Consider the following 23101-nt stretch of genomic DNA (forward strand, 5'->3'; position numbering starts at 1 on the left):
TTTAGCAATGAAGCCAAACCTGCGAGGTTTGAGAGTTAGCTCGTGCGCAATAGAACCTTCTGTTTTTTATTAATTTATTAATTTATTGATAATGAGCAAGTTATAAACATTATTTCAACCAAGGTCATTAGGTTGTTAAAGGGTTCTGTTGCTATAATTAAACAGTATTTTAGAATAAATGATTTTAGGCTAATAAACAGTTGGTTACAGCTAAAAGATATCCGTAGTGTGAATTTTACAAAACCAGTACCTAACAGATTTTATACAAATATTTAAAGTGATCGTAGCAGCCAACCACAAATTAGTCAACTCTAATAGTATTAACTTTCGATCCTTATTCTACATAATTTTTATAAGGTCAATCATGTCATATAAACGATATTTTAAAATATTCACACTCCTCGTATTGTCTGCATCAGACACTATGACCCAACCTGTCCTTCCACCGCTTACAGCCTGGCATGGTAAAAGCGAATCGCTGATTGCTAATGTTACCGATCCATGGATCACGCCTACTGAAAAATCAGGTTTTATAACAACTCCTGATTATAACGAGACGGTGAGTTGGTTTAAAAAACTGACTACAGCCTCTCGCTTATTAAGAATGGTCACCATCGGTAAAAGCTTAGAAGGACGGGATATTGTGATGATCGTCGCATCGATTGAGCAAAACATAACACCGGCTGCATTAAAAAAATCAAACAAGCCTTTGTTTTTGGTGCAAGCAGGTATTCACTCCGGCGAAATCGATGGCAAAGATGCCGGCATGATGTTACTGAGAGATATTGCATTCGGCGGCAAGCAATCACTATTGAATAAAGTAAACTTTTTATTTATTCCTATACTGAGTGTAGATGCGCATGAACGATCTTCGGAGTACAACCGACCCAACCAACGAGGACCGCAGAACATGGGTTGGAGAACCAATGCTCAAAATTTAAACCTCAACAGGGATTATGCAAAACTGGATACTAAAGAATTGAGAGCGGTGGTAAAAGTAATGAATGAATATAATCCGGTCTTGTATATGGATATCCATGTAACCGATGGAGCCGACTACCAGTACGATATTACATTTGGGGGCATTGGCCTGCAAGGCAATTCGCCGGGCATTTCGCAATGGTTGGAAACAATTTATAAACCAGCCGCTGATAAAGACTTATTGGCTCAGGGACACATTCCCGGACCACTGTTATTGGCACTTAATGACCGGGATTTTTCAGAAGGCAATATATGGATCCTGGGAAGCCCAAGGTTTTCCGACAGCTATGGCAACCTTCGGCATATGGCAACCCTCCTGATTGAGAATCATTCATTAAAACCCTATAAACAAAGGGTATTGGGCACTTACGTTTTGTTGGAAAGTACGTTGAATTTACTGGCAACAGACGGACAGATGCTTAGACAGATTACAGAAAAAGATAAAACAATCAGGGACTCAAAAGTACCGATGTCCTATAAAGTACCCCAGATGAAAAACTCCCTGAGTTTTGAATCAACAGCAATTATGGAGATGAGCGACACGAACCAAGTCAGTCCTGACAGCCTTGAATTTTATGGAATATCATCCAGGATAATAAAATCATCAATTACAAACGCAGATTATATAGAATGGCTTGGCATTCCCCAAAAATCAACCATCGTCAGTTATAAAGCTACCGAACCGATTGATTTTGTACTTCGCCCCAAAGGCTATTGGATTCCAGCCTCATGCGATGAGGTAATCAGTCGCTTAAAAATGCACGGCATAAAGATGAATATCATCACACAACCACAGGAAATAAGTGTAGAGATGTATAGAATAGAAGGTGCTAAATTTGAAAACGAAGCGCAGGTAGTACTGCCATATGAAGGACATATTCAAGTGAGTGGGAATACAAAATCTGAAACCCGCAAGCAGACATTTCCAAAAGGCTCTGCCTACATTTCCACGGACCAGACTCTGGGCGACCTGGCTATGGCCCTTCTGGAACCCACTTCAAAAGATTCTTATTTTAGTTGGGGATTTTTTCTTTCCATTTTTCAACGGACAGAATATATTGAAGCGTATTTGATGGAGCCCATGGCAAAAAAAATGTTGGAAGAATCCCCGGAATTACAGAAGGAATTTGAAGAAAAGAAAGCAACGGATAAATCCTTTGCAAATAATCAATCCGCCATCCTGACCTGGTTTTACAGCAAAACAAAATATTATGACGACCATTACTTGTTATACCCGATAGGGAGAGCACTTAATTGAAAGGATGTCACATGATTGACGATACCGTAATGAAAAGCAAAAATTATTATCTTACAGCCATGAAATCTACCTTTTTATTCCTCCTGCTGCTGGTCAGTGATTCCATCTTGGCCCAATCTAAAACAGAATCTGTGATCATAAAACTATCTGCCGAGAAGTACGCATCGATGAATCCCTCCTCCCTTGACAAGCTCAAAACACTCCTGGATGACCGGATGATCTTTATCCATTCCAACGGCATGACAGAGACCAAAGCAGATATGATACAACATATCAAAGAGGGCAAGTGGATGCTGCGCAAAGTAGACTCCAGGGAGGTCAATGTCAGGGTATACAAAAACAATTTTGCCGTACTCACCGCCAAAGGTATCTTTCATGCTACCAATGAAGGCAAGGATATGGATGTAGACCTGTATTATACGGAGGTATGGACGCACGTGAAAGACGGTTGGTTGTTAGCGAGCAGGCATGCGAGTAAGAATTAATTAGGAGTATTGTCTGGCAAAAAAAATCATCACACACCATACTAAAAATCCGGACATTTAGTCGGCTCTTCGCGCGATACCATGATCCAAATATTATATTAGGTGTTTATCAATCAAACCTTCAATAATTCATTAACTATGCCAAGCGCATGCGTCTCCCCCTTCGGAAAAACAATCCAAACTAATCAAGTCGCTGAGAGGCTTTAGTCTTTTTTTGCAAAATTAATTTTAGCAAGTAAAATATTGCGGGGATCAAATTCCAACTTTTCAGGTGCGAGGTTGACTTTAAAAGTTTGTGTTTGATGTTGGCTAGTGAGATTCATTTTTAGTATGGCCGGTGTTGTATTACCTTTGGTATAATAACCTATTTCTACAGGCACGTTGAATACAATGTCCCCTGCCTGGGTTTGTTCTAATTGAATGGTTATATTTTTTTATTTATAGCATCATAGTCCCACGTTGCATTCAAATGAGGTATGATGGGTTGATACAACCATTGCTTGAAAAATACTTTTAGGTCCTTACCGGATGCTTTTTCCATGGCTATTCTAAAATCATCTGTGGTAGCATTTTTATTGTAAAACGCAGCGTAGTAGGATTGAATGCCTTTTTTAAAATCAGCCTCGCCGACCAAATGTCTCAACATGTGTAGTACCCATGCTCCTTTTTGATAGGTAATACCAGATGTCACAGGTTCTTTTTCGGCCGATCTGGGACTTACAATGCTAAAATCCGGTAGTTTTGCGGACAGGTCCATGACGATGTCTTTGGCACGCTGGATGCCTTTAGAGTATTCGTCTTTGCCATATTCATTTTCAATAAACAATAAGGTAAAAAAGTTGCAAAACCTTCACTCAGCCAGGCATCGTCCCAGGTGGTTTCGGTGACTGCATTGCCAAACCATTGATGCGCTATTTCATGTATGACTATATTTCGAGTCCGGATATCTCTTTTGCCATTGACCAGATTTTCTCCATAGAATATTGCCGAGGAGGTTTCCATCCCACCACTCACACTCGCCGATTGAATATTAGCCAGCTTCTCATAGGCAAAAGGGCCTACGTACTGACTGTAAAATGTCAACACTTTTTTGGTGGGCTCCTCAAAATCATAAAATCCGTTTTCTCTGTTTTTTGTATAGACCCAGGTTTGAATTGATTTACATCCAAACTGATCTACATATTTAACTGCAAAATCGGCTATGCCCAATACAAATAACCAGCAGGATACCGGGACGGATTGTTTCCAATGTGTGAGCCTGGTATTGTTGCCCAGATCTGATTCTTCCTGCAATAATCCGTTGGATATTACTTTGTAATGAGCAGGCGCCTTTACTATAAATTCAGAAGTAGCTTTATCGTAGGGGTGATCTATGGTGGGCAACCACTGCCTTGCTTTGTTGGGCCAGTTTTCGCAAAAAAAACTGCGGTCCCCAAATTTAGTAGCTCCTATTTTTAATCCATCAAAAGGAATTCCATGGTATTGTATTGTAAAAACCATTTCCGTATTGGCCGTGGAGGGGGTAGGTAGTGAAAGGATGATTTCATCATTTTGATGTGTATAGTTGATAGGTGTGTCAGCCAGTTTAACGGCATCTATCTGCATTCCTTTTCCTTGTTTAGCGTCAGACTTATTGATGAAATCCAGTCTGAAATGCTGAACTCCGGAAGTTTTAAATAAAATAGTGATCTGTGCGTTGCCGAAGATTTCATTGGAGCTATCGGATACCGTAATTTCAAAGGCATAATGTATTATATCAATGTTTTTATTGAATGGATAAGTGTCTCCCCAGGCCATTTGGGTGAATAAAAACAGGCATGCGACTAACCAATAAGTCTTAATTTTATTCATTATTGCAGGGTTACTTTTTTTAGATAAAATCCTTTAGCATCCACCTGTGGTGGCAATACGCTCTCTACGACAATTCCTTCAAGCGGAATGACCATTTTATTCATTCGGTCATTCGTGATAATTTCAAAGGGCAGGGGCATAAAAAAATTATTTATTTTTATTTCATATTTTTGAAATCCTATTTCCTTCACCTGTACATCCAGTATATCAGTCGTCCTTAGATAAAAATCAAAGAATGGTCTTAAGTTTTTTCCAGAAGCGGTGCTGAATAATTTTTCAACATCCATGGAAGTCACAAAATGATCATAGGTATAAGCAGTATCTGTCGCTAATTTTTTTAAAGCGGGGAAAAAGATGTCATCTCCTATTAAATAGCGCAAGCTGTGCATAAAAAAAGAACCCTTGCCATAGATATTGCCGCCTGAATACACTTCTTCTACGGTGGCTTCATCTCCGGGTACCATGGCTTTTCGACTTCTTGATCCTCTTCGATGTCGGGCGATGATTTCATCATACGCATCCTCTCCACCTAATTCTAACATAGCCAGCGCTTCAGCATAGGTCGCAAGACCCTCCTGGATCCACATATGAGCCCAATCCTTGTTGGTTACTTTATTCGCCCACCATTCATGTGCATACTCATGGAATAAATTTGCAGAATAGGTTTGACCATTTATTTGTTTGAATAAAAATTTGTTATCAAAAGTGATCATGGTTTGGTGTTCCATACCGGAATTAGGAACTTCAGCGATCCCAATTTTTTCTTTAACCCACGGATATTCACCAAAATACTTTTCTAATATTCTACTATCTCGTTTTTTTAATTCAATTACTTTTTTTGCATACATCGTATCTACTTCTAATACGTAGTATTCCACCGGCACTTTCGTGCCTTCAATCGTCGTATATTCATCTTTTACCACTTTGTATTTTCCTATATTAAATACAATACAGTAATTACTGATGGTATAATTTGTATTCCAATTATAAGTGGACATGTTATTTTTAGTAGTCACATTTACTAACAAGCCAGGTCCGGCCACCGTTAAATTAGAAGGAACAGTAATCTTCAGTTCGGCCCCCTCATTGGGTTCATCACTCGGATGATCTTTACATGGAAAATACATTTTTCCGCCTTCGCCCTGTATATTGATAGATACCCAGTCGTTGCCATTGATATCTTTGGTCCATGTAAAACCTCCATCCCAGGGGGCTTGACAGCTACTGGGGAATACCATAATATTCAATCGTTACTTTTTTGATTTCCTGTCTCAAAACCAGTAGGTGAGAGTATAAATATTTTATCATCCTTCTGATGGAACACGACTGCTTTTTGGTTGACTTTTATTCTAGTAACCGTATATAAATGAATTAAATCAAGTAAGATCGTATCTGTTTTTTTAGATAAGTTTAGGCTTACAGTTGCCGATCCACGGATTGATTGTTTTGTAATATCGACATCAAGTGCGATCGAATAATGTCGAATATCCATTATTGCCTGCAATGGCAGTAGCTTTCCTCCGCTCGTGAGGTAGGTTAAATCTCTTGCATTGACTGAATCATTTTGACTGAAAGCCGCGAAAATATGTGAAGCAAAAATGATCATGGTGACCAGTTTAAGCAGATGAATATCAAAGTTGGTCTTTATACGTTTGCTTTTCATAGATAGATATTTTGCTTTTCTGTTAGTAGCCGGCCAATAAAGTTGATTTCTAAAAAGTTAAGTGTCAAGGTTGCTTTTCCCGCACCCGGAATGTCTCACTTTCCAATAAGCGAAAGTATATATTATTTTTCTAATGACCGGACCATAAGGTTGTATTGCAGCTACCGCTAGATCCGTACTTTCATGAAGGAGATGTGCATACTGCCAAGAAAGCCCTTTATTGACTAACGGGATACAAGATAAGCGACCATCTGATAGATTAAGTCCGGCCGCTGCCACCATCACTGCTCATTCTTCCGGTATACCTGTGAAGAGTTTTTAAAATTATTTAAGACAATATCACCACTTCTATTTTGACGCAGTAAAAAGGTATTTTCCGCTCTCCATTGAAAACACATCATACCCATCCTCTTCTTTTTCTTTTTTCACATAAGTGGAAGTTGATATCTCCTGACCATGCTCCAATATTTTATTCACGCCTTGTTTTGGAAAATACAAGAGCGCCGTGGAACCGACCGGCACTGCTAACTCCACTTCTAATCCATTGGAAGTATTCCATGAAATGCCAGCCTTGCCGTAATTAGTTTCAGTGAAATATTTTACTTGTTTGATATCACCGGCGGGCATGGGTTTGAAGATGATTTTTTATATCCGGGCGCAGATTCGTCTGATCTCATGCCGGCGAGATTGCGATAAAACCAGCTTAATCCGCCTCCAAACATCGGGTGATTAAATGAACCGGTCTCGTCCCATTGTTCCCGGGTGGTCGTACTGCCCAAAGCGATCCAGTGACCAAAACTGGGATAGGTGGTTTTATTCATAGCATTATACGCCAACTCATTCAAACCATGTTCGGCCAATACTTCAAAAAAATAGCGGGTCCCGAAAATGCCCGTATCAAGATGCCCGTCTGAGGCGGCAAGATCATTTTTGATGGCTTGAATGACCCGGGCATATTGTTCCGGAAGCACCCCCATTTTCAAGGCAAAAATATTGGCACCATACTTTCCAAAGCTGCCCGAAGCTTCATTATAAAAGGTATGCATAAACGCCAGGCGGGTCTGTTCGGCAATGCTTTTGTATCGTGCGGCATCATCCGGTTTGCCGAGGATAAGCGCAGTTTTGGCAGTGATGTCTGCACCCAGCCAATAATAAAAGGTGTGTACCATCTCGTCCGGGGGCAGATGGTCATCATATCCTGCCCAGTCTCCGAGGTTCCACCATTTGAGTACTTTGCCATCGAGGCCGGTACGCTGACTATACATGATACCGGCGGTATTGACCCAGGTACTCATATACCGCATATAGCCGGTCATGCCCTCGTAGTTTTCTTTTAAGATATCGGGGTCGCCATATTGCTGATAAAACTCCCAGGGTATGATCTGTATCGCTGAGCCCCAGGCTACGCCTCCCCCGCAACCCGGTTGCCATGGCGCTCCATTGGGTACATATCCCGTAGCAGGGATCTGGGCAGAAAGCATATCCCGGATCCATTTTTTATAAAAAGCACGAGCGTCAAAATTATGCATCACGGTTTGACAGGCTACCTGTCCATCGCCTGTATAAGGTGAGCGCTCGCGATGCGGACAATCTGATGCAATGGCCCCATGCATATTATCCAGCTGGCTGCGTCGCCAGATCTGATTGATTTTATTAAATAAAGGATTGGAAGTCTCGAAGACCGCATTTTCTTTGACATCGGTATTGATGGCTTCCGCCTGGATGTTTTCCGGCTTTAGTTCGCCATACCAATTGTCAATATCGACCCCGCTGAATACAAACCAGTTGAACCGCGGAGCATAGCTTTGACCCGGCATACCATTATATATAAAGGTATTGTCACCGGAATATACATTGGCATTAAAGTGGATTTTGATTTCATGGCCTGCAGGGGCAGTCATATTTTTGAGACGCACCCAGCCGGAAATCTCCTCGGCAAAATCGACCTGGTAATGGCCATTGTCTAGTTTGACTATTTTTAAGGGTTGATAGACTTTGGTGATTTTATCTGTAGGTGAGGTATGGGCTACAAGTCGTCCATAAGGTTTACGACGAAGTGCCACGGGTTCCCACCGGCTATCATCGAACCCAGGCTTGCACCAATCGGGCTGTTCGTTTCGCGCATCATAGACTTCGCCATGATAGACCAGGTCGGAGATGATGGCAGACCGGGCTGCTTTCCAGCTTTGATCGGAGATCACTGTCTCCTCGGAACCATCCTGGTAGGTAAGGTGCAGTTGTGCCAAAAACCTCGGCGACCCGTAAGAGGCCGTCCAAAATTTAGGTGCATTATAAAATCCATTGCCAAGAATAGCCCCGATCACATTTTCGCCATTTTTCAACAGGGTAGTCAAATCATACGCCAGGTACATGACCTGGTAATCCCGGAACTCATCAGGCAGGGAGATAAAGGCAGCGGGCAATTGGGGTCTCCGGTCATAATTGGTTTGATTGGGCACCAGCAGATCATCGGATACTTTCTGCCCGTTGGTATAAAACTCAAAATATCCTAGCCCGGTGGTATAGACGACTGCTTTTTTAATTTTCTTTTTGATCGTCACCTGCTTGCGGAGCAACGGTGCCGGTGGGGGCATCTGCTGGGGTCGCGCATCCGGTCCGCCGGGCGGTTTGGGCATAGCTTCATCGCCTTGCCAGGGAGCACCGATCCATTGGGCGATCCAATCTGATTCGCGGAGCAGCCCCATCCTCCAGGTGGCCACTGGACTCCAGGCCGATACCCGGCCGGCTTTGTCCCAGGTCCTGACCTGCCAGAAACAATCCATCCGGGAGCGAAGTTCTACGCCACCATAGGGTATACGGTTTGATTGGTCGCTGAGTATTTTGCCGCTGTTCCACAGATCAGGAGATTTGAGTTTTTTGGTGGTGCTGGCGACCCGAATCTGATAGGCGGTTTGTTTTTGGCCTCGTTCGCCGGGTTTGGCCAGGTTGATCCAGGATAGATGAGGTGTTGTTTCATCTACGACGGTTGGATTGTCCATGTATTCGCAGGTGAGTTTGGTCAGGGTGAGTTGGGCGTGGAGGGAGAGGGTGATGGCGATGAGGAGGATGGTGGGGATTAATTTCATGGTAGGGAATGTGGAGGTGTGGATATGAGAGCGAATTTAAGGTAAAGGAGGGGGTTTTTTGGTGATAGGTAGTGAATAAGAAGGATGTATTGCTCTTTGACTAAAGAGGAAAAGCTTTGCACGGATGTAGATTCTATATCAGGAAACAGTTTTAAAACGGAAGCCGTTAACCCATCCACACAAAAAAACAAGACATCTTCTACCACTCGCTTTTTCACCCAAGTTTAGACCCAATACATCTCTATTACCATTTACAGCCACTCGGTAACAGTCGCTATTAATTTGAAATTGCAATCAGACACGATGACGCTATGCTTTTCATTTGTTTTAGAACAAGAAATTGTTTTTTTCCCAGCCCTCACCTCCCTTTCATTCTCCTGTCAAAAAACTCAAACATCTGCATCGTCGTTTTTGATTCTAATTCTCCTATCCAGCCATGACCCCCACCTTTTACGATGATCAGTTGATTAGGCACATGTGCACTATCTAAAGCTGTATGCAATCGATATGCGTGCTCAATCGATGCGTATGGATCCTGGTCACCATGAAAGATCAACACCGATGCATCATCGGTCTTATCTACATAGTGTAGTACGGAAATCTTTTTTAATATGGGATCATCGAGGCTGCTAGCTCCGGTAAAGTCTGCTCGTACTTCCTTCAAGGACTTCTTATAGTATTGTTGTATCGCTGCTTCGAGTGCAGGAGTGAGTGGTGGTCCCCGAAGAGTAAAATCGGTTGCAGAAAAATAGCTGACTACAGCCTGCACCTTGCTGGAATATTGTGGAAGATTTGTCTGACCTTCGAGGCTATCCTTTGGTGCTGTGACACCAAGCATAAGAGCAAGATAAGCACCGGCAGACTCGCCCATCGCACTTATTCGCTTTGGATCGATATGCAGTGAATCTGCATGTGCACGCAGGTAACGGACAGCTTGCTTGGCATCTTCTACCTGCGAAGGCCACTTAAACCGGGGTGCAAACCGATAGCCAACCGATACACCCACATAGCCCTTTGCTACGAATTGCCGGATCCAGCGATGCATATGTGACTTATCTCCCTGTTGCCAGCCTCCACCATGAAAGAAGAGCACCACAGGAAATGGTCCCGGTCCATCGGGCTTCCCGATATCGAGTTTAAGGTCTACTCCACCGGCATGACCATAGATGATGTCTTTATCTATGGCGATCTTGTCAGTAGATTGTCCGTGCAAGGATATAGATTGCAGACAGAAGGTACAGGTGATCATCAGTATACAGCAATGAGATCTCATATGGATTACAAGTTAATCATTCCAATGTATCGAAAAAGGCGTTTCTTGTAGTTACCTTTTGCAAAATCTAAAAAGGAGTTTTCCTAAAGACAGGAAACGCAGTTAAATTATATTGATTATTGATTTATAAACTTTATATCCCCGTATACCAGGCCCAGCCACTGTCTCCCGTATCTACATATTTATCCGTGACTACGATACGTTGTAAATATTTCATGCTCTTATATCCTATTTGAGTCTCTACTCTTAATCGCAGTGGAGCCCCATGAGCAATGGCAAGATCCCGGCCATTCATTCCATAGGCAAGCATGGTTTGCGGATGAAAGGCATCGAGCAAATCAATGCTATCTACCCACCCATCATAGGAATAGAAATTTACAAATCGGGCGCCGGGTAATATACCTGCATGTTGAAGTATCGTGCCGAGCGGGACACCGGTCCATTGAGCAATCGCCGTCCAACCTTCCTCGCAGGTATGTCTTGTAGTTTGAGTATGGGATGGCAGTTTTTGAATGTCAACTAAAGTATATGAGCCGGGTCGCGATACACTTCCTTCCAGGGACAGTCTCCAGTCAGCGAATTCGTTTTTTTGAAAACGCTCATAAGATTCGCTATAATAGGGTTTTGATGTATCCGCTGGATTGGTCGTGCCTGTTGCCGGAAATGATGATATGTCCCGAAAATTATACTCCTTTACTAATGCCTGTCCGGGTAATAAAAAGCGATGTGCGATATATGTGAGATTATCACCCATACGCAGTAAACTACCATATGAAGGAGGTGTCGGTCTCGAGGCACAGCCAGTGGCTAATAGCCCTCCCACGGTCGTCAGACCTGTGATGATGGCATCGCGACGCGTAAATAATTTTTTCTTTTTCATCATTATTTTCCGATTGTCATTGCACGCATTTGTTGTTTTATTCCTGATTTGGCTACCATCACGATATGCGCTATCAAAAAAAGTATGAGCGCAATGGAGGTCATAAAATGTATGGTACGGGCAGATTGGGCACCAAAAAACAGCTTTAAAAGAAAGGGATAAGCCGCTGTGATAGCCGGTGACATCGTCATACCTGTCATCACGATCGTCGGCATCAGGAAAAAGATGACGAACAGGTAGCTGCATTTTTGTAAGAGACCATAGTCAGGACCTACTTTATCAGCCGGTATATGTAAGAAGAGGTGATTCACCACATCTTCCCACAATAAGTGCCATGAAAAATCTTTCGCCCGAGGGAAAAGATATCTCCAAAAGTGCCCGGTGAAGATCCCCATAACAAAATAAATCAACCCGGGTATCAGTAGAAACCAACCAGCCAGAAAATGTAAACTGCGGCCCCAACCATTTTGATTAAATATAGGATAAGTACGGGAAGCACTTACCGGAGCATTTGCAGCAGATGTAAAGGGCACGGGTTTGTCCCAGCCACCATGCTTATAGTTGCGACTCAGCGGAATTTCGAACAACGCCGGAGTCAGATCATTACCTGCTTCTCCCCAATAAAACCTGGGGTGAACCATGATCATTTCAATACCTGTAATAACCAAGGCAAAAAAACTCAAGGTAATGATCCAGTGTGTGCTTCGTACCCAAAATGAGTGCGAAGGATTTTCAGAGGATAAGTTTTGGTGTGTGGGCATTTATTTACACAGGTTTAATATTGTCTTACTTCTGAAGGCGGCATTAAATGTACATTAATTTACAATATTATTAACCCGGGTAATTGTTACATCCCCCTGTCGAACAGAATTTAATATGTAGGTATCCACAGCATTAAGTCAAAGGAAGAATCAATAAAAACGAGATCGAACCTAAAGCCGACTGATCAGTCCTCAAACACTTCGGTATAGTTCAGATTATTTTCAAATTTATCTTTCAACAAGGAAATACTGATGATACAGATACCAATTAAAGAAAACCCAATTATCGCTCCAATGATGATCAGCCCATATGATTTTACCAGCATGGAGAAAATCAGGGTTGCAGGGATGGTAATACCCCTGATCAGATTCGGAGTAGAGGTTGCCACCGTTGCCCGGATATTGGTGCCAAACTGTTCGACACTGTTCGTAATCAACACGCCCCAATACCCGGGCACAGAATCCTAAAAAAATACAGCGATAATAATATCCTTCCAACGTATCGGGAGGAATCAGGAGAAAATAAGTAACAGCTACAATTTGAATGAGGGCGTAAATCAGCAAAGGGCCTTTGCGTTGCTGCATCACTTTGCTTAACAACCCGCAAAGGATATCTGATACTGCAAATGAGATCAGAAAAGTCATGGTGGCAATACTTACTGATGCCTTTTCCTTGATTCCAAAAGCCATGCAAAACTCAGGGGAAAGGGTGATAAACAAATTGGTAAATACTACGGGAGGTGCTCCTGCGAAAACGCAAAGCTTCCTTAGAAAAAGAAGCAAAACGCCTGGCTCTTATCATTGAAGACTATGAAAACAAACACATACCTATGCCAGAACCGGACCCAATTGAAGTCATTAACTATATGATGGAACAAAGCCAGATGAGCCAGAAACAATTGGCTGAAATACTTGGAAATAAAGGTAATGTTTCAAAAATACTCAATAAAAAAAGAAGACTATCTATTGAAATGATCAGAAAGCTTAGTGAAAACTTACATCTGCCGGCAGAGATATTGATAAAAGAGTATCCTTCGGCATAGAATGAATGACAATAGCACAAAAAAAGCACTCTTTGTGGATATCTATCGCAAAACAAGTAATCTAAAGAATTCTATTTTTCCATGATCGACTGAACTATATCTTTATAACTTCTGCCAATCGGGATCTGCTTATTATTAATTTCAACATCGGTAGCAGTATAAGCATCAATCTTATCTATTGAGACAATAAATGACCGGTGGATACGGAGGAAATTATTCTTTGTAAGTATTTCTTCTATTTCCCCAAGCTGATATTTTGTCAGAATTGAATTTGAAGAAGTTACTATCCGGATGTATTCTTTAAGGCTTTCTACATATAGGATCTCATCGAGATAAACTTTTACTTTTTTCTTACTCACGTTAAAGAAGATAGATTTTCTTTCCTTTTCGATGGGTGGCATTTGTCCTGATTTTGCCTCCACAGGTTGCTTCAATTTATTTACAGCCATGACAAACCGGCTGAATTCAATAGGTTTGAGCAGGTAATCCAGGACATTATATTCATATCCCTGCAGGGCAAATTCGTGATAAGCGGTCGTCAATATTATAGGTGGTGGATTCTTTAGCGATTTGATGAAATCAAGTCCTTTTAACTTGGGAAGATGAATATCCAGGAAGATCAGGTCTATCTTTTCCTTTTGCAACACCTCCAGGGCAATGATAGCGTCAGAACAGATATGTCGCAAGTTTAAAAAAGGAATTTGTTTTATATAGTCCTGTAGTATTTCCGCAGCAAGAGGCTCATCCTCTACTATTATACAATCATACTGATGCATCTTTGTCAAGATTGATTTTTAAAGATACCGAAAAGTGTTGTTCTTATTATCTATTTCAAGTAGGTGCTCAGGATACAACAGCTCCAACTGACGGCGAATATTATTCAAACCGATGTTTTCCGATTTGATCGTTGCATAGTCCAGGCTGTTTGAATTTTCGATTTTAAAACAGAGCTTACTATTCTCCAGATTTAAGTCAATATTGATGAAAGAATCAAACCTGCTTTCACTGGCTCCGTGTTTAAAAGCATTCTCTACAAAGGGCAATAATATTAGCGGAGCTATCGGGTGAGACTCGTTGTCTATTGATTTTTTAAAATTCAATTGCAACTTCTCACCATATCTTATTTTTTCCAGCTCAATAAAATCATCGAGCACCTGAATTTCATCCGAGATGGAAATATATTTTTTCTGGGACTCATAGAGCATAAAACGCAACAGTTTGGACAGTTTCATGACCGCATCGGCCGTGGCATCTGATTTTTTTCTGGCCAGCGCATAGATATTATTGAGTGTATTAAAAAGAAAATGTGGATTGGTTTGGGATTTTAAAAACTGCAATTCCGTTTCCAGTTTTTTTCTCAGTATTTCCTGAGAGACTTCTTTTTGTCGGATGTTTAATCTGATTAATTTGATCGAGATGGCAATGCCACTGACAAAGGCTAATATAAAAAAGTAGTAGCTGATACTGCTGAATGGATTCAAACCCATCCCTAGATCAGTTTTTGCATGAAGTATCCACCTATACACAATAACCTGATTGATGATCATATAGCCGAAGATGGCTGCAGCAAATAGCAAACCAGCGACACTGAGTGTCTTGACTATATTCCATTGTCTCGATAAAAATCTGTTTGTGGCGAAGAACAAGCTGTACACCAAAGGGATTTTTACTATCAGAAACACCAGTTGTATTAGTAAGGCGAAAAAGAATAAACCTGAACCAGACTTGCCTTCTATAACGGATGAACCAGAATCGTAATTGAGATAGGCTTTAAATAATACATATGCTACCCAGAATAAAATGTGATAGGTGATCCGTTTTGTCATTACGTAGTCTACGTTTCTTGCAGGTTCTAGTATTGCCGAGGTAAAATCAGTGATTTTTTTGAATCAGGGACCTTAAATATAGGAATAACAGTTTAGAACGTTTAAAATGCAGGTAAAAGCGTACAAACTGCAATAGAAGGGCGAAGCTTGCTTTCTATAGGTTTATACAATGCCCTGGTTGATTTTTCATTCCAATCTGATAGTATCCTTCTTAATTTTAATCACAATTTTAATACTTTCAATATGAAAATCAGGATCAGCTTATTCACCGTGATTTTGTCTATAAGCAGTGTGTCTGCCCAGCAAAGTCTCCGGTTAAATCCACCTCCTTCGACCGCCGAGATCTTTGGTAAAAATTTTATCAGTACCGGGATCAGTGAAAGAGATTTTGCACTTTCACCGGATGGAACTGAGATTTTCTACACGATTCAATCGCCTCAGGGAATTTTTCAAACCATCGTTTACTGCAAAAAGGATAAAAGTGGAAATTGGAGCCAACCCGAGATAGCTCCTTTTGCCGGTAAATTCAGCGATCTGGAGCCAGCCTTTACGGCAGATGGCAATAAATTGTTCTTTTCGTCCAACAGGCCTCTAAGTGGATCAGAAATAAAGGATTTTGATATTTGGGTTGTCCAAAAAGAGAAGGGTATCTGGGGAGATCCCAAAAACCTGGGATCCCCTGTCAATACCAAAGAGGATGAGTTTTATCCATCCATTGCTCATTCGGGCAATCTCTATTATACGGCAGCGTATCAGAACGGCATCGGTAAAGAAGATATTTTCGTGTCTAAATGGGAAAATGGAACTTACACAGCACCGGTGCCTTTAGACACAGCTGTAAACTCCAAATCTTACGAATTCAATGCTTTTGTCTCTCCCGAAGAAGACTTTATCATATTCACAGCGTATGGAAGAAAAGATGATAAAGGACGGGGAGACCTGTATATGAGTGTAAAAGATGCTGCTGGTCACTGGCAACCTGCAAAAAACTTATCCATGTTAAATACGGCCAAGTTGGATTACTGCCCATTTGTAAGTTTTGATAAAAAAATACTCTTTTTCACGAGTGAACGAATCAATATTAAAAATGCTTACCTGGAAAAGCCGGTAAAAATCAATAAACTACGTGAGTCATTTGCCTCTCCGCAGAATGGGGGAGGGGACATTTACTGGATATCCTTCGATAAAATAAGGGAGCAATTTTAATATTGATTGCAAGGATATATATTTTACGGGTATCACCAAATTACATATACCCGGGTTACAGACAAATTGGAGAAGCAAGGCTTTTTAAAAAATTCCCACAGGTCAAAATTTTCTTCACTCAGAAAAATAATATAGGCATAAAATGAAAACAAATAGATACTACCTTTTTTTTCTATTTTACCTTTGTATTGGGCCCAACAGTCACGCTCAGGAAAATGTCCTCTATGGAAACAATCCTGAAGTGGGAAAATATTTTGATCATGCCGGAACAAAAATATATTATGAGATCTATGGTTCGGGTAGGCCACTTATATTAATTCATGGCAATGGCGGTTCGATAAAAAGCCGAGCAGATCTTATTAGTGAGTTTGCAAAAAAATATAAAGTAATAGCATTAGATAGCCGCTGCCATGGCAAGTCAGATTGTCCCCCACAATATCTCACGTATGAACAGATGGCAGACGATGTATATGAGTTATTGAATCACTTACGCATAGACTCAGCGCTGGTCTGGGGCCATAGTGATGGTGCTGTGATTGGTTTATTGATTGCCATTCGTCACCCTGAAAAAATACAAAAATTGCTGGCCAGCGGTGCAAACCTGCGGCCGGATAGCACAGCCTAGACCCAGTCCTTTTTCAGTTGCTGGATGTGATGAGTAGCCAGGCTAAGAAAGACAGCGTTCGATCCAAACAATTCAGGCTCTTAGTAGATCAACCTAATATTCCGGTTGCCGATCTTGAGAAAATAAAAAGCTCTGTGTTGATCATGAGCGGTGATAGAGACGCCATTCGCAATAAGCATACACTGGAGATATTTGAGCATATCCCCAAAGCTTTGTTGTGCATACTTCCGGGCACTACCCATTTTGTTTATCTGGACAGAAAACAATGGTTTACAGAAATATTATATGATTTTTTTGATAATCCACCTGCTTTAACGACTACTGCGGAACTTATGATGAAAGCCTATGGTAAATAAACTGGTAACGAGCCATGAATAAATCATATCCATTTACAGAATATTACAAAACCAGTCTGCATGATTATGGTAAGTGCTAAGTATGCGGCTATAATGAAGATCATTCTACTTATTGGGCTGATTATAGTGGTAGGCGCAACCAAACCAGCTAATTTTTTACATATCTCTTCAGAAAAACCATACACAGGTGCTTTGAAGACAATTCTGTTTGTTGGAAACAGCCTTACTTACACAAATGATTTACCCAAATTAGTAGTTGCTTTTGGAAAAGAAAACGGTGTTGAGATAAAAACAACTATCCTGGCATCTCCTAACTATGCATTGGAAGATCATTGGAACGACGGGCAAGTACAAAAGCTTTTATCTAAATATAAATATGATTTTGTGGTAATTCAACAGGGACCTTCATCGCAAATAGATGGTCGCCGCAGGCTATTTGATTTCGGGGTAAAAATTAAAACATTGTGCGACAATACTAATACACAACTGGCTTTTTTTATGGTTTGGCCGGCATTCTCCAATATTCAAACTTTTGACGGAGTAATTCAAAACTATACAGATGCGGCCCTTTCGACCAATTCTTTGTTGTGCCCGGTGGGTGTGCTTTGGAAAAAATATTTCCAGGAAACAGGAGATTATTCCTTTTATGGTCCCGATATGTTTCATCCTTCAGCAATTGGTAGTAAAAATGCAGCAAAAATAATTTTTGAAACTCTATTCAAATGACTAAGAGGACGCTGGTTATACACATGAATAGGTCATCTGAGCCAAATAAATATCTATTTTTAATTATATTGATACTCTGCTGCAGTTGTGTAAATCCAACCAACAGAGAGGAGGTAAATGATAAGTCCGCTGAAGATATGGTAGAAGCCTCCCTGAACGCCGTGGGAAATAAGTCCAACAGAGAGAAAATTATGAATCTTATATCAATGGCAGATTGTATATCGCCCGATGGAAAATACACCACAGAGATTCATACGGCAGTTGAAGGGTACAGCTTTTTTAAACAGGTATACAGTTACAAGCCGGAAACGTTTGAAGCAGTGATTGAGAAAAAGATAAAGGGATATTCATTTTTCGATTCAGTGAGACCACTCTCCAGGGAAGCAGTATATTCTATCCGAAGCCATGAATTTCAAAATATAGTGCTTGAGTTAAATGAACGATACCATGACTTTGAAGTACCTACAAAAGGCAAAATAGCCGCGACTCTAGTAAACCAGGTAAAGGCAAAAGATGAGTTGAATCATCCATGTTTATTGTCCTTTGATCATGATACCAGGTTGTTGACAGCGATTGAAATCCAAAATCCAGATACTTTAAACGAGGTGCTTACAATTAAATTTTCCAACTGGAAAAAAATTGAAAATTTGCTAATGCCTTATCATGTCGTAATAGATCAAAGTGGGAAAAACTACGTTTTCAATTTTATAAAACTTCAATTCAACATCCCCGATTTTGAATATAAATAGGTAACTGAATGATTAAATTAAATAATAGGTTTTTCGTATTAGTGGCAGTGTGCCCATTTTTATTATCCTTCACTGCTTGTTGTAAAAAGCCTGACCTTGAAAAGGAGCGGCTTACATTACTGGAGCTTCATAAAGAGCAAGAGGTAGCACATCTGAATAAAGACGCAAATTTGTTTGTTGATCAATTTGCTGATAAAATGGTTTCTGTTAAGGGTGGTAAAATATCAACCACCTCAAAAGATTCTACCCTGCTTCGTTTTCAAAATTATTTTGATAAAGTGGAGATACGGGAGTGGACTGATATTAATCCCCCCAGGATCGATTTTTCAACAGACGCTTCGATGGCTTATGTGATTGTAGATAAACTAGTGTTGCTTACCTATAAAAATGCAGAAAATAACCTTATCGAAGAAATCACTCATTTTGCCTGGGTTTCCATTTTTAAAAAATCCAAAAGGGAGGGATGGAAGCTTGTGTGTAATGTATCGACCAATGAGCCTGAAATAAAAAAATGAAAGGGACATTTTATTTAGATATCGACCACTGCTGCAGTTTGTGATCGGCACAAACCATTTGATTAAAAAGGGTATTGACTGATTCTAAAAAACTAAATTATTTAAATATATTATGAAACAGTATCCATTTTTTGTCCGATTTCTTATGGTAAGCAATATTATACTGATAAGTTTTATTGTTTTTATCTTTCTCGCCGGATTTGACAAAGTAAAAAACTTTAAAGAAATTAATGCAGAACGCATCAATATCATTGGCACAAATGGTAAGCCGGTTTTAGTGATTTCCAACAGGCGGCTTATGCCTGGCCCCACACTTAATGGTAAAACGTATGAAAGAGATGTGATTGATGGTCGAGAGTATATGTCAGGAATGATCTTTTTTAACGAACTGGGTGATGAAGTTGGAGGAATACAATATGCCGGTATTAAAAAAGATTCAACTGGTTATTCGGCAGTTGGGCACTTATCCTTCGATCAGTGGAAGCAAAACCAGGTGATGGCTTTGGACTATAACGATAAAAGCGGCAATCGTTATGCGGGTATGCGCATATGGGACAGGCCCGTGAATGCAAGCTATGACTATATGCTTGATTTATTGAAAGAAATAAAAGAAGCAGGGGAAAATAAACCCAGGGTTGATTCACTCTATAAATTATGGAATGAAGCTAAAGGTCATGGCGAAAATGGCGTGGAGCGAATGTTCATAGGGAGTAAAAACGAAGTAGCTCAAATACAGCTTAAGGATAAAAAGGGGAATGTGAGAGCCCGGCTTTATATAGATGACATTGGAGCCGCGAAAATGGAATTCCTGGATGAAAAAGCCAGCGTGATTGCAGTCTTTCCAAAGTAAAAAAGTACAAGTATTTAATTCTCTAGAACCAGTCTAAAACATTGTTAAAATGAAAAATAAATTTATTTGTTTGATCTGCAGTCTAATGATCCTTACGTGGTCACAAGCGCAAACACCGGCTGTACCAGTTACGTACGAGCTCAGTTATTCCCAGGCCATAAAAAATTTGCCGGGTTCTCCCAGTCCTCATCATAAAGTATTGATATTAGGGTCACCACATTTTGACCTGAGTAATAATGCCAGTGACTGGAAACCCAAGACCGAGGTAGACATGTTGGGTTCTAAAAAGCAACTTGAAATTGAGCAAATCGTTTTACAGTTGAAGGCATTTAACCCCACCAGGATCTGTATAGAGTGGTTGCCAGAGATGGATTCTTTATTTCAAAAACGGTACCAGGATTATCTGAAAGGAACCTGGCAGTTAAAAGCGGGAGAGTATTACCAGGTTGGTTTCAGATTGGCTAAAATGATGGATCATAAAAAGTTATTCTGCATAGATAACAAACCAAAGCAACCTGAATCTTTGCTGGAAATAGATGACTGGGAACAATATAAAGCTCAACAATCTGAGGCGAGTGAAATGGCAACCTTTGATTCATTAAATGAGCGGTTTAACCAGTATGTTGACTCTGTCCAATACTTGATGTCACTCAAAAATTATCTTCAGTTTGTCAACAGTGAAGAAATGAAAGCGGCAAGAAAAAGAATTTGGTTTACCGGCCTTGTGCATGCAGGCAACAAAAGTACTTATGCCGGAGCAGACTTGACAGGCCATTGGTATCAGCGAAATACCCGGATCTTCAGCAACATCAAGAAGCTTTGTACCGAACCGGAAGAAAGAATACTCGTCATCATTGGTTTTGGTCATGCTTTTATACTAGAAGAAATGTTTAAAGCTTCGCAACAGTTTGAAGTGGTACCTATAAGCAGTGTGTTGAATTAATAAAATTTCTATAGTTTGCTTTTACGCGGGTAATCGAATACAAACCATGAAAAATTTTTATAGCTAATAAGCCACCATGAAAGGATCCGTAGTAATGTTATCTTTTTTACTGATTTTTTGGACTGGGCGTCTGACAGGACAGAACTTGACATCCCATCAACTGATTTATTTAAATAACACCGTGAACACTATTTGTAATGATACTATCCTTTCAAAATCTAACTGGCAATCCCTTAAAACAGCTATTAAAGACAAGCGCATAGTATTGCTTGGAGAGCCTAATCATGGGTCAAAGGAAATATTTAAATTGCGAAATGATTTGATCCGTTTCCTTCACAACAATGCTGGATTCAACACGGTACTTTTTGAATCAGGCATTGGTGAACTTGTTGCTATTGATATCGATAGAAGTAATTTGACGGATGCACAAATGACGCATGGATTTTTTGGTAGTTGGCGTACCAGCGAATTCAGGGATTTAATGGGATATATTAAATCATCCGGTATGTCAATAGCCGGATTTGATGTGCAAAGGACCGGGAGTACTTTTGAACCGTGGTTGAATACACTGGCAAGTAATAAAATGTTAGATATAGTTCATTACAAAACTCTTGAAGACAGGTACGGTTTACTGCAACGTAAGCTTACAACCCGAAACATTGTTTATGATTCGGTTTATACAACAACACAAGATCTGGTAAAAGATTATCAGCACGTTTATGAGCTAATGGTTAAAAGCAGGCCTGTAGATACTTCTAAAATGTTTGTGCTTGTGCTCCGAACTATTGTGAACAGAGTTATTTACCTGCAATATATGCTTCAATTCGTTAAAGACGGGGATTGGCATTCACGATGGGCTGCGAGAGACCTTGCTATGGCAGAAAATATAAAATGGCTGAAAGAGTATATTTTTAAAAACGAAAAACTAATTGTAGTTGCCCATAATTTTCATGTTGCACGAGATAATCCAAATGAACAGGTAATGGGAGCGATCTTAGCGCAAGCTTATTCAACACCTATGTATACTGTTGGGGTTTTTGCTGGTACGGGCGAATATGCGGATAATACAGGTAATAGGATAAAATTGGCTCCACCTGATTCAACAACACTGGATATTAAACATGTAATTGGCAGTTTACCGGGTTTTGTTGGTTTTCTGGATGTACCGAAAATAAAGGATGAAACCAACGACTGGCTTTACCGGAATATTACAATTAATGATAGCTTTATAGATCTGGCTGGATCAAACTCTATGGTACTTGCCAAACAATTCGACGGCTTACTATTTATTAAAATGATTTCCATGCCTGAGCCCTGAAAAACGAAAATTAAGCTTCTGGTTGTTCATGGTGTTCGCTTGCCTAACCTCCTCCTTAAGATTTAAAACTTCATTCAAATTTCAATAATATCATTTATTCCATATCCAATAAACTCATGAAAAAATTTCCTTTCCTGCCTGAATCATCTGCACTGACCCTATTAAGAATCATTCCAGGCCTCTTACTTGCTGCTCATGGCTGCATCCGATTATATGCCGGGACTGTAAATGGGTTTGGCGAGTTTCTCAACAGCAAGGGCTTTATTATTGGCTCAGCTATCGCCTGGGGTGTGACATTTTTTGAAATAGTCGGTGGAATACTGATGGCAGCCGGATATTTTACCAGGTTGATTGCGCCTGTATTCATTTTTCAGTTGGTCATGGGCATCATATTGGTACACGCCGCGAATGGCTGGTTTGTAGTAGGGTACCAATCAGGCGGAGTAGAATATAGTGTTTTATTGATAACCGTATTGATCGTAATATCTGCCCGGGATTCCAGGTGAAATAGTGTGGGTACACGGCTAAAAAATGAAGTTTTAGATACCTGTATATATTATTCAGGTTTGTATATTCATTTTCATCGGAATATTTCAGAGCAGGGAGTCTTATGAATGGAGTGGAATAAAATAAGCAATAGGTGTAGTTCGAGTTTATCGCTCAAATATTATGCAAGCTTCTTGCCTAATGGTTTCTTGCCCAATTC

Annotated in this window: 23 protein-coding genes and 1 pseudogene; 13 read left to right on the top strand and 11 right to left on the bottom strand. The window is 40.4% G+C overall.

Annotation, left to right across the window (positions count from 1 at the left end; genetic code table 11):
- The first annotated feature begins 364 nt into the window (after positions 1 to 364).
- Together IPJ09_15210 and IPJ09_15215 are read left to right on the top strand one after the other, a co-directional pair.
- The gene (locus IPJ09_15210; protein ID MBK7372757.1) at positions 365 to 2239 is read left to right on the top strand and encodes a M14 family metallopeptidase; all 1875 of its coding nucleotides are present in this window, start codon (positions 365 to 367) and stop codon (positions 2237 to 2239) included.
- A gap of 59 nt (positions 2240 to 2298) precedes the next feature.
- On the top strand, positions 2299 to 2724 hold the full coding sequence (locus tag IPJ09_15215; protein MBK7372758.1) for a nuclear transport factor 2 family protein: 426 nt from the start codon (positions 2299 to 2301) through the stop codon (positions 2722 to 2724).
- Positions 2725 to 3148: 424 nt separating this feature from the next.
- Here IPJ09_15215 and IPJ09_15220 read toward each other — a convergent pair whose 3' ends face one another.
- From IPJ09_15220 to IPJ09_15260, 9 genes and pseudogenes are all read right to left on the bottom strand, one after another.
- Complete coding sequence (locus IPJ09_15220) at positions 3149 to 3550, bottom strand: hypothetical protein (GenBank protein MBK7372759.1); 402 nt, start codon at positions 3548 to 3550, stop codon at positions 3149 to 3151.
- Positions 3442 to 4575, bottom strand: a complete 1134-nt coding sequence (locus IPJ09_15225) for a hypothetical protein (protein MBK7372760.1) — start codon at positions 4573 to 4575, stop codon at positions 3442 to 3444. Before IPJ09_15225 ends, IPJ09_15220 begins: the two co-directional genes overlap by 109 nt.
- Positions 4575 to 5822, bottom strand: coding sequence for a hypothetical protein (locus IPJ09_15230; protein MBK7372761.1), 1248 nt, complete (start codon positions 5820 to 5822; stop codon positions 4575 to 4577). The genes IPJ09_15225 and IPJ09_15230 overlap by 1 nt, the downstream gene beginning before the upstream one ends.
- Positions 5819 to 6238 carry a hypothetical protein gene (locus tag IPJ09_15235; GenBank protein MBK7372762.1) on the bottom strand — a complete coding sequence of 140 codons (420 nt, stop codon included), beginning with the start codon at positions 6236 to 6238 and terminating at the stop codon, positions 5819 to 5821. Before IPJ09_15235 ends, IPJ09_15230 begins: the two co-directional genes overlap by 4 nt.
- Positions 6239 to 6586: 348 nt before the next feature.
- Positions 6587 to 9324 (bottom strand): annotated as a pseudogene (locus tag IPJ09_15240) (family 78 glycoside hydrolase catalytic domain).
- Positions 9325 to 9682: 358 nt separating this feature from the next.
- Positions 9683 to 10597 (bottom strand): alpha/beta hydrolase, encoded by a 915-nt coding sequence (locus tag IPJ09_15245; protein MBK7372763.1) that lies wholly within the window; start codon positions 10595 to 10597, stop codon positions 9683 to 9685.
- 133 nt (positions 10598 to 10730) lie between these two features.
- The gene (locus tag IPJ09_15250; GenBank protein MBK7372764.1) at positions 10731 to 11480 is read right to left on the bottom strand and encodes a molybdopterin-dependent oxidoreductase; all 750 of its coding nucleotides are present in this window, start codon (positions 11478 to 11480) and stop codon (positions 10731 to 10733) included.
- The gene (locus tag IPJ09_15255) at positions 11480 to 12238 is read right to left on the bottom strand and encodes a cytochrome b/b6 domain-containing protein (GenBank protein ID MBK7372765.1); all 759 of its coding nucleotides are present in this window, start codon (positions 12236 to 12238) and stop codon (positions 11480 to 11482) included. Before IPJ09_15255 ends, IPJ09_15250 begins: the two co-directional genes overlap by 1 nt.
- 228 nt (positions 12239 to 12466) lie before the next feature.
- Positions 12467 to 12883 carry a hypothetical protein gene (locus tag IPJ09_15260; protein ID MBK7372766.1) on the bottom strand — a complete coding sequence of 139 codons (417 nt, stop codon included), beginning with the start codon at positions 12881 to 12883 and terminating at the stop codon, positions 12467 to 12469.
- Positions 12884 to 12978: 95 nt separating this feature from the next.
- On the opposite strand from IPJ09_15260, the gene IPJ09_15265 reads away from it, so the two are divergent.
- Complete coding sequence (locus tag IPJ09_15265; protein ID MBK7372767.1) at positions 12979 to 13281, top strand: helix-turn-helix domain-containing protein; 303 nt, start codon at positions 12979 to 12981, stop codon at positions 13279 to 13281.
- A gap of 71 nt (positions 13282 to 13352) precedes the next feature.
- On the opposite strand, the gene IPJ09_15270 is transcribed toward IPJ09_15265, so the two are convergent.
- Together IPJ09_15270 and IPJ09_15275 are read right to left on the bottom strand one after the other, a co-directional pair.
- Positions 13353 to 14057 carry a response regulator transcription factor gene (locus IPJ09_15270; protein ID MBK7372768.1) on the bottom strand — a complete coding sequence of 235 codons (705 nt, stop codon included), beginning with the start codon at positions 14055 to 14057 and terminating at the stop codon, positions 13353 to 13355.
- Positions 14058 to 14075: 18 nt separating this feature from the next.
- Entirely contained in the window at positions 14076 to 15107 is a 1032-nt protein-coding gene (locus tag IPJ09_15275) for a sensor histidine kinase (protein ID MBK7372769.1), read from the bottom strand.
- Between the two features lie 243 nt (positions 15108 to 15350).
- Between IPJ09_15275 and IPJ09_15280 the strand changes: the two genes are divergently transcribed.
- The 10 genes from IPJ09_15280 to IPJ09_15325 all read left to right on the top strand — a co-directional run bounded on the left by IPJ09_15280 (position 15351) and on the right by IPJ09_15325 (position 22901).
- Positions 15351 to 16313, top strand: coding sequence for a PD40 domain-containing protein (locus tag IPJ09_15280; protein ID MBK7372770.1), 963 nt, complete (start codon positions 15351 to 15353; stop codon positions 16311 to 16313).
- A gap of 142 nt (positions 16314 to 16455) precedes the next feature.
- Positions 16456 to 16938, top strand: a complete 483-nt coding sequence (locus IPJ09_15285; GenBank protein ID MBK7372771.1) for an alpha/beta hydrolase — start codon at positions 16456 to 16458, stop codon at positions 16936 to 16938.
- Between the two features lie 29 nt (positions 16939 to 16967).
- A complete protein-coding gene (locus tag IPJ09_15290) occupies positions 16968 to 17294 on the top strand; it encodes an alpha/beta hydrolase (GenBank protein ID MBK7372772.1) in 327 nt (108 codons plus the stop codon).
- 60 nt (positions 17295 to 17354) lie between these two features.
- Complete coding sequence (locus tag IPJ09_15295) at positions 17355 to 18020, top strand: SGNH/GDSL hydrolase family protein (protein MBK7372773.1); 666 nt, start codon at positions 17355 to 17357, stop codon at positions 18018 to 18020.
- Positions 18017 to 18769, top strand: a complete 753-nt coding sequence (locus IPJ09_15300; protein ID MBK7372774.1) for a hypothetical protein — start codon at positions 18017 to 18019, stop codon at positions 18767 to 18769. The genes IPJ09_15295 and IPJ09_15300 overlap by 4 nt, the downstream gene beginning before the upstream one ends.
- 8 nt (positions 18770 to 18777) lie before the next feature.
- Entirely contained in the window at positions 18778 to 19284 is a 507-nt protein-coding gene (locus tag IPJ09_15305; GenBank protein MBK7372775.1) for a hypothetical protein, read from the top strand.
- 112 nt (positions 19285 to 19396) lie between these two features.
- Positions 19397 to 20134, top strand: coding sequence for a hypothetical protein (locus IPJ09_15310; protein ID MBK7372776.1), 738 nt, complete (start codon positions 19397 to 19399; stop codon positions 20132 to 20134).
- Between the two features lie 49 nt (positions 20135 to 20183).
- Positions 20184 to 21077 (top strand): hypothetical protein, encoded by an 894-nt coding sequence (locus IPJ09_15315; GenBank protein ID MBK7372777.1) that lies wholly within the window; start codon positions 20184 to 20186, stop codon positions 21075 to 21077.
- A gap of 76 nt (positions 21078 to 21153) precedes the next feature.
- Positions 21154 to 22395, top strand: coding sequence for an erythromycin esterase family protein (locus IPJ09_15320; protein ID MBK7372778.1), 1242 nt, complete (start codon positions 21154 to 21156; stop codon positions 22393 to 22395).
- Between the two features lie 116 nt (positions 22396 to 22511).
- Entirely contained in the window at positions 22512 to 22901 is a 390-nt protein-coding gene (locus IPJ09_15325) for a DoxX family protein (GenBank protein ID MBK7372779.1), read from the top strand.
- The last annotated feature ends 200 nt before the right edge of the window (positions 22902 to 23101 follow it).

This window comes from Saprospiraceae bacterium (assembly GCA_016709995.1).
Taxonomy (GTDB): domain Bacteria; phylum Bacteroidota; class Bacteroidia; order Chitinophagales; family Saprospiraceae; genus JADJLQ01.